Origin of the sequence: Paraburkholderia sp. CNPSo 3281 (assembly GCF_024206515.1) — a bacterium.
GTDB lineage: Bacteria > Pseudomonadota > Gammaproteobacteria > Burkholderiales > Burkholderiaceae > Paraburkholderia > Paraburkholderia nodosa.
Genome location: NZ_JAMBPS010000011.1, coordinates 25377 through 40358, shown reverse-complemented (window position 1 = coordinate 40358; position 14982 = coordinate 25377). Strand labels below are relative to the sequence as shown.

The 14982-nt window shown below is 60.5% G+C and carries 17 protein-coding genes; 9 read left to right on the top strand and 8 right to left on the bottom strand.

Features of this window, described 5'->3' with window-relative positions:
- Complete coding sequence (locus tag M3I56_RS14325; protein WP_254354508.1) at positions 1 to 3054, top strand: efflux RND transporter permease subunit; 3054 nt, start codon at positions 1 to 3, stop codon at positions 3052 to 3054.
- 15 nt (positions 3055 to 3069) lie between these two features.
- Here the strand turns inward: M3I56_RS14325 and M3I56_RS14320 are convergent, their stop codons facing one another.
- Entirely contained in the window at positions 3070 to 3234 is a 165-nt protein-coding gene (locus tag M3I56_RS14320; RefSeq protein ID WP_028208948.1) for a zinc ribbon domain-containing protein, read from the bottom strand.
- A 494-nt stretch (positions 3235 to 3728) separates the two neighbouring features.
- Between M3I56_RS14320 and M3I56_RS14315 the strand changes: the two genes are divergently transcribed.
- Entirely contained in the window at positions 3729 to 3932 is a 204-nt protein-coding gene (locus M3I56_RS14315; RefSeq protein ID WP_233888910.1) for a hypothetical protein, read from the top strand.
- A 68-nt stretch (positions 3933 to 4000) separates the two neighbouring features.
- Here the strand turns inward: M3I56_RS14315 and M3I56_RS14310 are convergent, their stop codons facing one another.
- Complete coding sequence (locus M3I56_RS14310) at positions 4001 to 4885, bottom strand: LysR family transcriptional regulator (protein WP_254354507.1); 885 nt, start codon at positions 4883 to 4885, stop codon at positions 4001 to 4003.
- A gap of 130 nt (positions 4886 to 5015) precedes the next feature.
- On the opposite strand from M3I56_RS14310, the gene argC reads away from it, so the two are divergent.
- Positions 5016 to 5945 (top strand): N-acetyl-gamma-glutamyl-phosphate reductase, encoded by a 930-nt coding sequence (gene argC / locus M3I56_RS14305; protein WP_254354506.1) that lies wholly within the window; start codon positions 5016 to 5018, stop codon positions 5943 to 5945.
- Positions 5946 to 6151: 206 nt separating this feature from the next.
- Here argC and M3I56_RS14300 read toward each other — a convergent pair whose 3' ends face one another.
- Positions 6152 to 6682, bottom strand: a complete 531-nt coding sequence (locus M3I56_RS14300) for a GNAT family N-acetyltransferase (protein ID WP_254354505.1) — start codon at positions 6680 to 6682, stop codon at positions 6152 to 6154.
- 480 nt (positions 6683 to 7162) lie between these two features.
- On the opposite strand from M3I56_RS14300, the gene M3I56_RS14295 reads away from it, so the two are divergent.
- The 4 genes from M3I56_RS14295 (at position 7163) to rpsU (ending at position 8971) form a co-directional block, all read left to right on the top strand.
- Complete coding sequence (locus M3I56_RS14295; protein ID WP_028208954.1) at positions 7163 to 7366, top strand: cold-shock protein; 204 nt, start codon at positions 7163 to 7165, stop codon at positions 7364 to 7366.
- Between the two features lie 275 nt (positions 7367 to 7641).
- Positions 7642 to 7866 (top strand): hypothetical protein, encoded by a 225-nt coding sequence (locus tag M3I56_RS14290; protein ID WP_254354504.1) that lies wholly within the window; start codon positions 7642 to 7644, stop codon positions 7864 to 7866.
- A gap of 514 nt (positions 7867 to 8380) precedes the next feature.
- Entirely contained in the window at positions 8381 to 8647 is a 267-nt protein-coding gene (gene infA, locus M3I56_RS14285; RefSeq protein ID WP_081772082.1) for a translation initiation factor IF-1, read from the top strand.
- Positions 8648 to 8758: 111 nt separating this feature from the next.
- On the top strand, positions 8759 to 8971 hold the full coding sequence (rpsU, locus tag M3I56_RS14280; protein WP_081772083.1) for a 30S ribosomal protein S21: 213 nt from the start codon (positions 8759 to 8761) through the stop codon (positions 8969 to 8971).
- A 233-nt stretch (positions 8972 to 9204) separates the two neighbouring features.
- Here the strand turns inward: rpsU and M3I56_RS14275 are convergent, their stop codons facing one another.
- The 5 genes from M3I56_RS14275 to M3I56_RS14255 form a co-directional block, all read right to left on the bottom strand.
- The gene (locus M3I56_RS14275) at positions 9205 to 9609 is read right to left on the bottom strand and encodes a RidA family protein (protein WP_254354503.1); all 405 of its coding nucleotides are present in this window, start codon (positions 9607 to 9609) and stop codon (positions 9205 to 9207) included.
- Complete coding sequence (locus M3I56_RS14270; RefSeq protein WP_254354502.1) at positions 9599 to 10735, bottom strand: DSD1 family PLP-dependent enzyme; 1137 nt, start codon at positions 10733 to 10735, stop codon at positions 9599 to 9601. The genes M3I56_RS14275 and M3I56_RS14270 overlap by 11 nt, the downstream gene beginning before the upstream one ends.
- A 4-nt stretch (positions 10736 to 10739) precedes the next feature.
- Entirely contained in the window at positions 10740 to 11417 is a 678-nt protein-coding gene (locus M3I56_RS14265; protein ID WP_254354501.1) for an HAD-IA family hydrolase, read from the bottom strand.
- A gap of 82 nt (positions 11418 to 11499) precedes the next feature.
- Positions 11500 to 12441, bottom strand: a complete 942-nt coding sequence (locus tag M3I56_RS14260; RefSeq protein WP_254354500.1) for a LysR family transcriptional regulator — start codon at positions 12439 to 12441, stop codon at positions 11500 to 11502.
- Between the two features lie 85 nt (positions 12442 to 12526).
- A complete protein-coding gene (locus M3I56_RS14255) occupies positions 12527 to 13204 on the bottom strand; it encodes a TetR/AcrR family transcriptional regulator (RefSeq protein ID WP_254354499.1) in 678 nt (225 codons plus the stop codon).
- Positions 13205 to 13402: 198 nt separating this feature from the next.
- Here M3I56_RS14255 and M3I56_RS14250 point away from each other — a divergent pair, with 198 nt between their 5' ends.
- On the top strand, positions 13403 to 13813 hold the full coding sequence (locus M3I56_RS14250) for a Zn-ribbon domain-containing OB-fold protein (protein WP_254354498.1): 411 nt from the start codon (positions 13403 to 13405) through the stop codon (positions 13811 to 13813).
- A complete protein-coding gene (locus M3I56_RS41365; protein ID WP_254354602.1) occupies positions 13723 to 14982 on the top strand; it encodes a thiolase family protein in 1260 nt (419 codons plus the stop codon). Before M3I56_RS14250 ends, M3I56_RS41365 begins: the two co-directional genes overlap by 91 nt.

The following is a 14982-nucleotide window of genomic DNA, read 5'->3' as shown; positions in this document are numbered from 1 at the left end:
ATGAAATTCACCGACATCTTCATTGAACGGCCGGTCCTCGCATCGGTGGTGAGTCTGCTGATACTCGTGCTCGGCTTGCGCTCGCTGGCGGCGCTGAAGGTCAGCGAGTATCCGCAAACCGAAAACGGCGTGGTGACGATCACCACCGCGTACTATGGCGCGAGCGCCGACACGATGGCCGGCTTCATCACGCAGCCGCTCGAAGCCGCGATCGCACAGGCACAGGGTATCGACTACATGTCGTCGACGAGCACCACGGGCGTCTCGACGATCACCGCGACGCTGCGGCTCAATTACGACTCCAATCGCGCGCTCACAGAGATCAACACGCAGATCGCATCGGTGCGCAACCAGTTGCCGCCGCAGGCGCAACAGCCCGTGCTGACCGTGCAAGTGGGTCAAACCACCGACGCGATGTACATGGGTTTTTACAGCGACGTGCTGCCGAGCAACAACGTCACGGATTATCTGCTGCGTGTCGTGAAGCCGAAGCTCGATTCGGTCCAGGGCGTGCAGACGGCGGAAGTTCTCGGCGGCCGTCAGTTCGCGCTGCGCGCATGGCTCGACTCGGGCAGGCTCGCCGCACACAACGTGACGGCCGCCGACGTCTTCACGGCGCTCGGCAACAACAACTATCTGGCGACGCTCGGCACGACCAAAGGCCAGATGATCAGCGTCGACCTGAATGCGGGCACCGACCTGCATTCCGTCGAGGACTTCAAGAAACTCGTCGTCACGCAGAAGAACGGCGCGATCGTGCGCCTCGAAGACGTCGCGAACGTCGTGCTCGGCGCGGACAATTACGACTTCAACGTCGCGTTCAGCGGCAAGCGATCGGTGTTCATCGGCATCAAGGTGGCGCCCGATGCGAACGTGCTCGACGTCGCGAAGCGCGTGAAAACGATCTTCCCGGATCTGCAGAAGCAGTTCCCGACGGGCATGACGGGCGACATCGTCTACGACGCGACCGACTTCATCAACACGGCGATCGCAGAAGTGGTGAAGACGCTCGTCGAGGCGCTGCTGATCGTGACTGTCGTGATCTTCCTTTTCCTTGGCAGTCTGCGCGCAGTGATCGTGCCCGTGATCGCGATGCCGCTCTCGCTGATCGGCACGTTCTTCGTGATGCAGGTGCTCGGCTATTCGATCAATCTGCTGACACTGCTTGCGCTCGTGCTCGCCATCGGCCTCGTCGTCGACGATGCGATCATCGTGGTCGAGAACGTCGACCGGCATATGAAAGAGGAGGGCAGGCAGCCTTTCGACGCCGCACTGATCGCGGCGCGCGAACTCGGCGGCCCGATTCTCGCGATGACGGTCGTGCTGATCGCCGTGTACGTGCCGATCGGCTTTCAGGGCGGACTGACCGGCGCGCTTTTCACCGAGTTCGCGTTCACGCTGGCGGGCGCCGTCACCGTGTCGGGCGTGATCGCGCTGACGCTTTCGCCGATGATGTGCTCGCGCTTTTTCCGCATGGACCAGCAGTCGGGCCGCTTCGCACGCTTCGTCGACCGGCAGTTCGAACGTGTGCATCACGGCTACCGGCGTCTGTTGCATGCGTTGCTCGACACGTGGCACGTGTTCGTCGTGATGGGCGCGCTGCTCCTGTGCGGCACCGTCTATCTCTTCATGACGTCGCAATCGGAGCTTGCGCCTCAGGAGGACCAGGGCATCGTTCTGTCCCAGGTCCTGGGGCCGCCGAACGCGACGATCCAGCAGATGCAGACCTACGCGGATCAGGTCTTCGAAATCTCGAAGCAGTTGCCGGAATACGCGCAGATGTTCCAGCTCACGGGCGTGCCGACGCTGAACCAGGGCATCGGTGGCGTGCTCTTCAAGACGTGGGACAAGCGCAAGAAGGGCGCGACGCAATTACAGCAGGAGTTGCAGCAGAAGTGGAACGGCATCGCGGGCGCGCGTGTCGCCGCATTTCAGTTTCCGCCCCTGCCGGGCGCGCAAGGACTGCCCGTGCAATTCGTCATCAGCACGACGGAGCCATTCGAGAACCTCAACGAAGTGTCGCAAGCCGTGCTGCAAAAGGCGCGCGAAAGCGGCATGTTCTTCTTCGTCGACAGCGATCTGAAGATCGACAAGCCGGAAAGCGTGTTGCTCGTGGACCGCGACAAAGTCGCTTCGCTCGGCCTGACGCAAAGCGATGTCGGCCAGACGCTGGGCGCGGCGCTTGGCGGAAACTTCGTCAACTATTTTTCGATTGCTGGCCGCTCATACAAGGTGATTCCGCAGGTGCTGCAAACGGACCGGCTGAACCCGTCGCAAGTGCTCGACTATTACTTGCGCACGCCCAATGGCAGTGTGATTCCCGCATCGACGGTCACGCATCTGAAACGCAACGTCGTGCCCGAGTCGATCAATCACTTCCAGCAGCTTAATTCGGCCACGATTTCCGGCGTGCTCGCGCCGGGCATCTCGCAGGGCGAAGTCCTCGACTTCCTGCGCAAGGCCACCACCGACGTTGCGCCGGCGGGATACACGGCCGATTATTCGGGCTTGTCGCGACAGTTCGTGCAGGAGTCTGGCGGCTTCGTGACCACGCTGCTGTTGGCGACGATCATCGTGTTTCTCGCGCTCGCCGCTCAGTTCGAGAGCTTTCGCGATCCGGTCGTGATTCTCGTGTCGGTGCCGATGGCGCTGTTCGGCGCGCTGATCTTCATCAACGTGGGACTCACGACGCTCAACATTTACACGCAAGTGGGCCTCGTCACGCTGATGGGCCTCGTCAGCAAGCACGGCATTCTGATCGTGCAGTTCGCGAATGAACTGCAACGCATGGGGCGCGGCAAGCGCGAAGCACTCGAAGAAGCGGCTGGCGTGCGCTTGCGGCCGATCCTGATGACGACGGCGGCGATGGTGCTGGGCGTCGTGCCGCTCGTGATCGCATCGGGTGCGGGTGCGGCCGGCCGCAACGCGATGGGACTCGTGATCTTCACGGGGATGTCGATCGGCACGCTGTTCACACTGTTCGTCGTGCCCGCGATGTATATGTTCCTCGCCGCGGACCATCATCGGGACAGGGAGCATCCGGAGCAGACCTGAGCAACCGAACAGATCTCAGGACTTTCTGGATGTTTTCGCCACAAATGGTGTGGGAATGTGCTGAACCTTCTCGCTGCCACACTTGGGGCAAGGCGGATGAGCGGATTCATGTTCAGCAAGATGCTCGGCATGCTCGAACATCTCACCGCATTTCTCGCACCTGTACTGGTAAGTCGGCATGGTATTCCTCTAACGAGAATCCGGGCGATAACCCATTCTAGTGCAGGAAATGGGAGCGCTCTTCGGTGTCAGCCCGAGCCGCCAGCTAGTGCTTGCGATGCATCCAGCTCATATGGTGCGTGTCGAGCCACTGGTTCAGGCTCTCTGCCGGATGTTCGCGCCTGTAGCGACGGGACAGGGCCATGGCAACGACAACGAGGACTACAAGGCCAACCCAAAAACTGATCATTGACTGAGTCATGGCAGCCTCCTTCGGGAATGCAACCATGCTTGAATTCTAGTGCCGAGACGGCGGAATTTGCCCCGAAAGTTGTTGCGGGGCAGGGGCAGCAGGGCCGTACCCCACGCGCGTCTCCCGAACTTTGCCTCGTAACTGGGAACCGTGATGGCGATTTATGTAGTGCTTGCACAATTCACCGCCGAGCGCGTAACCGATGCACCCTCGTTGCGCTGCGCGGGCGACGCCAGCGGTGGTTTTCTATCGAGGAGGTCAAATGAACACCAAGGACAAAGGCAACGTGCGTGCATTCGTGCAGACGGCAGAACAGATCGGCGGATGGGTGTGGGTTATCTCGCTCGTCGACTTCGATGCGCGCGAAGTGCGGCGCTCGCTCGTAGCCGAAGAACCCTTCGCCACGGAGCGCGCGGCGAAAGACGCGGGTAACGCTCGTCTCGAAGCGCTCGCACACGATCAGTAGCCGCGCAGGGAGAGCCCCTATGGGCGTTTGAATTCGCCGGACTGCCAGGGAGCGGCAATTGGCAACGCCTACGCCAATCGCAAATCCCACAACACATCAAGTACGTGTTGCGCGGAACGCTCGACGTACCCCGCACGATGTGCAATACCGAGCCGTCGCCACAACGCTGGACGCAGCGCACGCATGACAATGCGCTTATCGGGTAATGGCGTAGTGGCCTCGTGGGGCAACAGCGCTGCGCCGTAACCTGCCGCTACCAGACTCTTGATCGCGTCGTTGTAGTTGAGCTGAATGCGCGGCGCAGGATGCTGCCCACCGGTTGCGAACCACTCCGCAGTCAGACGCGAGAGACGCGTGGTCGCGTCATTGAGAATGAGAGGTTGGGCGGCGAGCCATTCAGGGGTAACGCGGGCCGGACACCGCCAATGCGCCGGCACAAAGGCCATCACAGGGTCGCGGCGCCAAGGCTTTATCACGAGCCCGGCCACCGGGGGCTGAGGCAGCGCGACCAGCCCGACGTCCAGCGTTCCGTCCAGCAGCCGGGACAGGGTTTCTTGCGAAGTCAGCACTGCAATCTGAATGTCGATGGCGGGATGGTGCTCGCGCAGGACCTCGAGCGCTTGCGGCAGCAGGTGTGCGATCACGCCCGTGGATGCGCCGAGACGCGCACGCCCTTCGAGCCCCTCAACCTGGCGTTGAACATCGTCTAACGCCTGCTCCGCGTCGGCCAGCAGTCGGCGCGCGCGCTCCACCAGCACCTCGCCGATAGACGTCGGCCCCACATGTCCGCGCTTGCGTGACAGGAGGGGAGCCCCAATGCGGTCTTCGAGTTCGGCGATGTGCAGGCTGACCGTTGGCGGCGCCAGGTGCAGTGCACGCGCCGCATCGGCAAATGAACCACGGTCGGTAACGGCGACCAGAGTGCGCAAGCGGTCCAGGCTGATCTCTCGCATGACGGCGTCCAGATTCAGAAAAACTGAATGTTTGCGTTATGAAATTCAACTTTCTCTATTCTAGCCGTCCGCGCAACATAGGGGCTCGTTTTTACCTGTTACAACCCACAGTCAGCGGAGTCATCCACGTATGAGCTCTCCCGTAGTTTTCATCGACGGCGACCAAGGCACCACCGGGCTGCAAATCCACGACCGGCTGCGCAACCGGATGGACATCAGAGTGTTCACACTTGCCGCTGCTGAGCGCAAAGATTCGCGGCGTCGCGCAGAAGCCATCAACGCCTGCGACATCGCCATCCTCTGTTTGCCGGATGCCGCCGCGCGCGAGGCAGTGGGCGCCATTGCCAATCCTGCCGTCCGGGTTATCGACGCAAGCTCCGCCCACCGCACACAGCGGGACTGGACCTACGGTTTTCCGGAAATGACGCCGGGGCAGGCTGAGCGAATTGCAAACGCACGTCGGGTCACCAATCCTGGTTGCTATCCGACCGGTGCAGTTGGCCTGCTGCGTCCGTTGGTGCAGGCCGGGCTCATACCGGGCAATTACCCGATCAGCATTCATGCGGTATCCGGCTACTCCGGACGCGGGCGTGCCGGCGTGGAGGAACACGAGGGGCCGGGAGCCGGCAACGCGCCTTCATACCAGGTCTATGGCCTGGAACTCGCGCACAAGCACACGCCGGAGATCCAGCAACACGCCTCGCTTGCGCAGCGTCCCATTTTCGTCCCTGCGTACGGCGCGTTCCGTCAGGGCATCGTGCTGACGGTGCCGCTGGCGCTGCGGCTGCTGGCGCCCGGCGTGGATGGCGCCACGTTACACGCATGCCTCGCACGCCACTATGCCGAGGCAACTCACGTACGCGTCTTGCCGCTGCACGAATCGAGCGCCTTAAAACACCTGGATCCACAAGTGCTGAACGGTACGAACGACATGCACTTGAGCGTATTTCATGACGTCGAACACGGGCACGTCCTGCTGTCCGCGGTTTTCGATAATCTCGGCAAAGGCGCATCCGGGGCTGCGGTTCAGAACCTGAACCTCATGCTCACGCGGCAATAGTGGCCGATGGCTCTAGCTAACGTTCGGCCGCCCCATATGCCGGCAACGGTTGCCAGTCTGGCCGTGGCCGTCGAATGTCTCATGCTGGCCGACGACAGCCCGATGTGGTCGGGCACGAACTCACCTGTGGTGAAAAGAACGGACAGGCGTTCGTCCCATACGACCGGCCGCGCTTCGGCCGCTCGCAACGGAAGTCGCACTGGCAGTCAGCCACCGCTCTTCCATTCCATTTTCTGCACGTTGATGCCGGGCTGATTGGCTAGCGCTTCTCGTTCGGGCAAGAACTGGAAGCCATGTCGGCGATAGAGACCTACAGCGCAGGTGTTGTCTGGCGAGACTCTCAACACGACTCTTTGCTGTCCGCGTTCGATCGCACGCGCCTGGATTGCGTTGACCAGGCGACCTGCAATTCCCAAGCCTCGGCACTTCGAGTGAACCCACATGGCAATCAGGTTGTATTCGCGCGAGCGGCTTATCGCATCGCCGATAAGACCGACTGCTTGCCCTTGCACTATGGCTACCAGATATTGCGGTTGCGTCTGACCTGAAGCACATTCGCGCCATTGCTGCTCGCTATACGCGGCCGCGGTGGCGTAACTCAGGCCGAATGCCGTTGGGCTGTCAAGCAGCGCGGCCAGGAAGACCGTCTTCAAGGTTTGCCAGTCGTCTTCCGCGCTCGGGCGAATTAGAACCGGGCTCGACTCTGTGCGATGGCGAGCGTTAACGATTGCTTTCATCAGGCTTTCTACGTGATTCGTTCAATCGGACCGAATGATGTGGCGGGCAGAAAGGGAAAACGGCTCGGCTCGATCGCACCTGCCGTTGATTAACGACCGCTATCGCCAAACCTGAATGTCTATGGCGGCCGGGTTTTGCCAGAGGGCCGCGGATTCGATCAAGCGAACGCGGTGGAGGCATTTTCATGCAGTGCCGGCCCGCCACCTCTGTCCAACCTGTACGCCATGGCTGGCAAGGGGTCGCAGCCGGGCACCCCCCCGCATCGCTTAGCCTGCAGAACGGGCGCGTGGTGAAGCAGTTACAAGATAAGCCTTGACGCCAATCCCCCCGGCGGGTAGTCTGCTGCACGAAGTTCAAGAAGTTCGATTGCTGTTCATCAATTGCTCGCTCCTAAGCGGTATTCGTGTCCTTTCCCTCCTTGAAGCTTCACGCACTCTTTAATAGAGCAAATCTTCGTATTTTTTCCTCAAGGATTCTTCATGGAAACCGGCACCGTTAAGTGGTTCAACGACAGCAAAGGCTTCGGCTTCATCACCCCGGACAAGGGCGGCGACGACCTGTTCGCTCACTTCTCCGAAATCAGGAGCGATGGCTTCAAGACGCTGGCTGAAAATCAGAAGGTGAGCTTCGAAACGAAGCAAGGCCCGAAGGGGCTGCAAGCGGCTAACATCAAGCCGCTGTAAAGTTGAAGGGCCCGGCATCCCGATGGATGCCGGGTTGCAGCGACATCCTCGCGGAGTTTAGTCTCCCTCAGTTGGCGCGATCACTCCTGATTGGCATCTGTTTATTGAGCAGCTTGCCAGGCGCCATACGCCTCGTTGCACCCTCATTTTCCCCTCTGGCTTCAACGCCATTTTTCGCTCTTCGATTGCGTCAGTATTCGGCTCGAATCGCTTTGAATCGGCGCACCCGTGCACTTCGCACGGCACGAGCGCACTCAACTATCATTAAAATTAAAATGCAAAACAAACAAATGCAACAATACAACGGCTATGCCGTCGAATCCTCGGCACATCGTTTGCCCGACGGAAGCTTCTCATCCAACCTGCTGCTCGAACGCATCGATAGCGCGCGAGACGAAGGCCGCTACTGGTTCTATTCGCTCGAGTACTTCAAGAGTGAAGAGCAGGCATTGCAGCACTCGACCCTGTGGGCACGCGACTGGATCGATATGCGCGGTTAAAGACGACGCCACAGTTCGCAACCCCCAACTCATCTGAGCGCCAGGGCGGGTGCAACAACACGTGCCCAAACATCACGCATTATCCCGAACTGCGCATCGTCGGCACCCACGGCTGACACCGTCCCCTCCTTCTGGCCCCGCCGAAAATGGCAGGGCAAATGGCGACCTTCGGTTACAATGCACGATTAGTTCGCTTCGCACAGCATTAAAAGACGCGAGTTGATTCGTCGCGAACTTTCCTTTGATTGATAGTCCAGTGAGGCTGGCGATACCGTGCTCGCTGGACTGCACGCCCCGACTCGCATCGGTATTGCGAGCCGCCGCGTCTGCCCCATCCCCTGCGTACCTGATTCGCCGTCCGCCAAGGCGGTGTCGATGACCTCCTGGACGCAGGGGCTGCCCAGCAATCTTCATGCTTCCCACTACCGCGCGAGCGCGCGTCGATCAACGCTCGCGACTTCTTCCTCACGGCGGCATCCGGGCCCACGTCCCGCCAATCGATCAGGAACCTTGAATGGCCAAAGAAGAACTGCTGGAACTCGACGGTATCGTTGAAGAAGTGCTGCCGGACAGCCGCTACCGCGTCACGCTCGACAATGGCGTGGTGGTAGGGGCGTACGCGTCCGGTCGTATTCGCAAGAATCACATTCGCATCCTTGCTGGCGATCGGGTAACGCTGGAACTTTCGGTGTACGACCTGACGAAAGGACGAATCAATTTTCGACATAAAGATGAGCGCAGCGGTCCCGCATCGCCAAGAACCGCATTTCGCCGTCGTTGATGGCGCGATAGGCGAGCGTCGGCTGGCGTAGATACTTGTCTGTACCACGACGCCGCGTGCCCATCTTCATCACCATTCACCATTGCTGACGGATCTCAACCAGGGAAAAAAATGACTACCGTAATTCTGAAACCCGACGAGCCCGTGGACGTTGCATTACGCCGTTTTCGTCGCGCGATCGAGCGCACGGGGTTGATTCAGGAGCTTCGTGCCCGGACAGCCTATGAAAAACCTACCACAGAACGCAAGCGCAAAAAGGCTGCTGCAGTGGCACGCGTGCGCAAGCTGGTCAAACGGTCGTTGCCGCCGAAAAAACGCTACTGACCGGGAACGGCCAGGCAGCCATGCTGAAGCGGCCGCCTGGTGCCCAACTGGGTGTCTCGAAGAACCGCCGCATGGGGAACCGGTCATGATCCGGGCCGAGTGGCCGGTTGAATCCGCCTTCACATACCGGCCATCCGATCGAGCCTGCTCAGTTAGTCACACTCGCGCCCGGAGGCCAGCTTCCCGGCCGGCTCGCGCGATTCGTGCCATGAGCACAAGCAACCACAAGCAACCTACAGCACTGCCGTCGCTTCGATCTCGATCTTGAAGCCGAAGTGGAGCGGCCCCGTCGGCACAATTGTGCGTGCCGGCCGCGTCTCGCCCGCCCAATCCGCGTAGATCTGATTGAAACTCGGCCAATGCTCGATATCGTCGAGATAGACGCGAACCTGTACCAGTTGCGCGATGCTGCTGCCTGCGCCTTCTAGCGCGACCTTGAGATTCGCCAGCACCTGCTCTGCCTGCACCTCGAACGACGCGTCCGTCAGCTTTTGGCCCTGCGCGTCGATCGGCAACTGACCGGACACGAATACCAGTCCGTTTGCGATCGCCACGTGACTATAGTGGCCCCCCGGGGGACGCAGGTTCACCGGGTTTTCCGTGCGCGGCAATCGCGTGCCCGATTCGTTACCAGCCATGAAAGCGGCTCCATACGGTTGTATCGCCATCTGCGGATAGCGCGTGATACTCCGGGAACTGCGTACCCGTCGCGCAGGCATGATTGGGCAGGATACGCAGCTTCGTTCCGATCGGAAAGCGTGTCGCCAGGCTCGTTGTTTGCTGCGTCTCATGAGCGGGCGACAGAATGCCGTGCTCCTGGTTTGCGCCGCTCAAAACCCAGTCGGTCAAAGGCGTGCCATCGAGGCTGCAGGGCAGACCATATCCGAAATCTTCCGTCTGCCGCGACGTCCCGCGGTCGCGGCTCATCGCCATCCAGCCTGCGTCCACAATCACCCAGTCTTTTTCCGGCTGATGGCCGATGACCGTCGTGAGCACGCTCAAAGCGATGTCATCGGCTGAGCATACGCCGATGTTGCGCATCACGAGATCAAAAAAGACGTAAACACCCGCGCGCACCTCGGATACGCCATCGAGTTTCCCGGCGGACAACGCGGTGGGTGTCGAACCGACGCTCACCGCGTCACAAGGGAGGCCCGCGTCACGCAGCCGTTGCGCTGCGCGAACACAGCCCGAGCGTTCCTGCTCGGCGAGCGCAGACAGCGCGTCAGGCGTGTGAAGCTCGTAGCTGGATCCCGCGTGCGTCATCACGCCGCCAAGCTTGACGCCGCTGTCGTGCAGGATGCGCCCGACCTCCAGCAACGCATCCTGCTCCGGTGCGATCCCTGAGCGATGCCCATCTGTATCCACCTCGATCCAGACTTCGAAGGCTTCCTGCTGTCCGGCGCAAAACTTCGCAACCTCTACCGCTGCGCGCGTGTTATCCACCACCAGCTTCAGATCGCAGCCCCGTTGTCTGAGCGCCATCGCTCTAGGCAGCTTCGACGGCGCGATACTGACCGCATAGAGAATATCGGTCACGCCAGCCGCAAAGAACGCTTCCGCTTCTTTCAGCGTCGATACCGTGATGCCGTTCGCGCCGGCTGCCAATTGCGCCCGCACGACCTCCAGACATTTGGTCGTTTTCACGTGCGGGCGAAACCTCACGCCGAGCGCGTTCATGCGCGACTGCATGCGCGCAATATTCCTGTTCATCCGCGGGATATCGACCAGCGCCGCAGGGGTATCGAGTTCATCAAGTTTCATGATTTCAGACGGGCAGGTTGTTGTGCGTCGAAGCGTCAAACCGGCTGCACCAGGGCACGAGTGCTTCCAGTGTCGGCGCCTCGATTTCAGGAGGCGGCGCACCTTCTACCAATGGCAGGGCAACCCTGTTGTGCCAATAAGTCCGCAAGCCGACCGAGGCGGTGCCGAACATGTCGTAGCTCGATCCGGCGACGAAGACGGCCTCTGAAGGCGTCACGCCGAGCACGTCGAGCGCCAGGCGATAGGGCCTCGGGTCGGGTTTGTAGGTTCCGGCTTCTTCGGCGGTGATCACCGCATCCCATTTGACGGGAATGATTCCTGCCGCCTGGCGGCCAAGTCGTATCGAGCAGTTGGTTATGATGGCGATCTTGCAACGCGATTGAAGTTGTTGCAATGCCTCGACAGCACCGCTCCACGGGGTCAGCTGAAGCCAGTCTGCCTCAAGCGCGAGTGCGGCGGATTCGGGCAAGCCCACGTGCGCCGCGGATTCCTTTACCAGCTGTTCGTAAGCGACATAGCGCCCGCACCCGTAGGTTAGACGCAAATACTCGGCGCGCCACGCACGCCCCGCCTGTTCCGAGCCTGCGCAACGGTTCCAGAGCGTCCACGAGTCGAGCAGTGCAGTCAGGAGATCGAAGAGGACCGCCTTCGGATAGCCGGTCGGTACAGATGGATTGCTCATGAGCGAGGCCTCCATGCGGTTCGTTCATGGCATCAAGTATAGAGTTCGACCAGGCGCCGGGAATTCAGTCGGACGAAATCAATCATTCAGAAAGATTGAATGTCTTTCGAGGCGTCGCCTGGCTTCGCCACGGCGGCTGTGGCCGAAACTGTGCCTGCAGATATTGCATGAATTGCCGGGTGCGGGTGGGCAAGCCGGCGCGACTGTTGGTGAGCGCGATCACATCGGCGTCGTGCGTCTTCCATGCAGGGAGCAGTCGCACGAGGTTTCCCTTCGCGATATCGCCGGCAACGTCCCATTCCGAGCGGAGAATGACGCCGCGGCCCTCACACGCCCATTGGCGAATCACCTCGCCATCGTTACAGCTCAACTTCGACGACACGCGGATGCTGCGCGCCGTGCGGCCCTTGCGGAATCGCCAGAGCGATGCATCTTCGTTGTTCTCTCGCAGCACGATACATGGCAGTTGCGCCAGGTCGTCAGGGGTTTCCGGCTTCGGAAAGCGCTTCAGAAACGCGGGGGATGCACACACGAAACGTGCATTCGGCGCAATCGCGTAGCCGATCATATTGGACGCAGGCAGTTCGCCGATGTGAACCACGATGTCATAGCGGTCGGCCGACTCAATCAATGGTTGATCGGTGAGCGTCAACTCGATGTCGACGTCGGGGTTGCCTTGCTGGAAGCCGGATACGACGGAAGCGAGATAGCGCCGCCCGAAACCTAGTGGCGCGCGAACCCTCACGGTGCCGACGAGCCCGCCGCGGCGTGCGCGCAAATCCTCGAACAGCGTGTCGAACTGTGTCACCAGGCGCGCGCCGCGTTGACACAGCAGCATTCCCTCTTCCGTGAACCGTAAGCGGCGAGCGGTGCGGTCGACGAGACGGAGATCGAGCTTTCTTTCGATCTGCTGCAACCGCTGCGTGATCGCTGGCGGCGAAAGCCCAAGCTTTCTCGCTGCCGCAATGAGGCTGCCCGCTTCCTGTATGGTCAGCAGGAAGCGAATGTCATTGGAATCGCTCATGTGGGTCTCGTCGCAGTTGCGGCTGCGATTGTTGTCTGGTAGACCCCGCAGCGGGAGGGACGCGGCGGGATCGCTGCGATGCGATTCATTGCACTCGATATCGCGCCAGGAAAGTGCAAATGGCGCTCTCGACGATGCGTTCTACGTGATCGTCGGATAGGGCGTAATCGGTTTGCATCAGGCGAGGATAAAAAACGGTTTCGCCCAGCATGCCAATGAACTCTGCGCGTGCGAGCTGCACGTCGGCAACACGCAACTCGTCTTCGTCAACGCGCCTTTGCAACCAGGCGTCCGTAATATCGCTGAATAAATGCTTCGCAAGCTGAAAGCGGGCGCCCACGGCGGGAAAGTTTCGCACTTGCCCAATGATCAGGCGCATCGCGGAAATCAAACGCGCATCCGAAACGAGTTCGCAGAATGCGCGTCCAATTTCGCGCAGGCCGGGTTCGACGTCGTCGGGCACGACGTGATCTTTCCAGCTTGAGAATAGCTGATGGATCAAATGGTCCACCGCTTCGACGAATAGCGTTTCCTTGCTGGGAAAATGTTTGTACAGGGTCGCGTATGACACTGTCGCGCGATCGCCAATGGAATCCATCGTGGCCGCGTCGTATCCGCTTTCCAGGAACGTTGCGATCGCAACCTCCAGGATCAGCGCGCGCTTTTCCCTGCTAACGCGCTGCTGATATCCCTCTACGCCGTCCTTCGAGGAAGCCTCTCCCCGCGAGATGGGCTTCTTTCTTCCTGCCTTCGCTATTTCCACTCACGAGCTCCAAAACTATCGGTCTGGAAGGCATTCTGCCCCCCGTTGGCAAAAATCGCCAGCAAGCGAGACTGCGGAACGTCTTTCGGAATCGGACGCATCGGCAGTGCCGGGTTTTCCCTACCTTTCTCGCTGCCGCTTAGTACTATAGTGTAATACACACTACACCATGAAGCTCAAACAGAAATGGGAGCCAGCGTGAACGGTTTCAGACGATTAGGCACAGCCTCGGTTGTTAGAGGCGGGAAGGGTTGGTCATTACTCGGGGCGAAGTGCTCCGGTTGCGAAGCGCCGATCTATCCGGTACTCACCGTGTGCCCGCACTGCGGCGGTCGTGACTTCGTTGCGTTGCCGTTGCCGGCAATCGGCACCCTCTACTGCCACAGCGTGGTGCATATGGGACCAAGGGGCGTCGACACGCCCTATACCGTCGGTTATGTGGACTTTAGTGACGGCCTGAGGGTTTTCGGGCGCATCGAAATGGAGGTTGGCGCTGTCCAGACGGGGCAGCAACTCGAATTGCGAGTGAAACCAGCAAACAAACGAGCGAGCCAGTTCATCTACTTCTTTGCCGCGCCCGGCGAAGTTTCCGGGCAGGCAAGTTCATGAGCGTGACGAACGGTTTGAGGAGCGTGAGCGTCGTTGGCACAGGCATGGTTCGCTTTGGGCGTTTCCCGGAAGTGAGTCTTCCACAACTCGCCGCGCCAGCGGTCATCGAAGCACTTGACGAAGCTGGAATCGATCGATCGCGCATCGGCGCCATGTATTGCGGAACAGTATCCGGTGGTCCATTGGCCGCCCAACGTATCGCACGGGAGACGGGGCTGACCGGCATCGAAGCGGCGAATTTCGAAAATGCCTGCTCGTCGTCAGCGAGCGCATTTCGGCACGCCTGGCTCGCGATTGCCGCGGGGGCGGTGGATTGTGCCGTCGTGGTCGGAGCAGAGCAATTGACTCGTCTCGGGGGCGGCCCGCTTGACCTGGGCGATGAGGATGTCGAGGCGGCGAACGGATTGACGATGCCGGCGCTGTACGCAATGCGCGCACAGCGATACATGCACGAATTCGATTTATCGCCTCGCGATCTCGCGCAGATCGCGGTCAAGGCCAGGGCGAATGGTGCGCTCAACCCCTATGCACAGATCCGCAGCACCATTTCGGTGGATGAGGTGCTCGGCAGCCGACAGGTGGCCTCGCCGCTGACGTTGCATCAGTGCTGCCCGCTGGGCGACGGCGCATCGGCGGTGGTACTTGCGGCCTCCGGCCTTGCCATTGCGAATCGGCAAGGCGCCGTGACGATTCTTGCGTCCCATCTGACGTCGGGCCGTTACATGCAGGGAGGCAGGGATATGACGACTCCCGAGGTCACGATGCGTTGTGCGAACGAAACCTACGAATCCTGCGGCATCGGCCCTTCCGACATCGATCTCGTCGAGTGTCACGATGCCTTCACCATTGCCGAATTGCTGTACTACGAAGCACTGGGTTTTGCCCGCCACGGAGAGGGGGCGGGTTTGATCAGAGAAGGTCAAACGTCGCTGAACGGGCGGATTCCGTTCAACCCGTCCGGCGGTCTGCTCTGCAGGGGCCATCCGCTTGGCGCGTCGGGAATCGCGCAGATCGTCGAAATAACCCGTCAGTTGCAGGGTCGCTGCGGCGCACGGCAGGTAGCGAAAGACAAGTCGCGCGGTCCGCGAATCGGGCTGGCGCACATCACCGGCGGAGGTACCTACGGCTTCGATCACGGTGCCTGCGCAATACACATTCTTGGAAGGTGA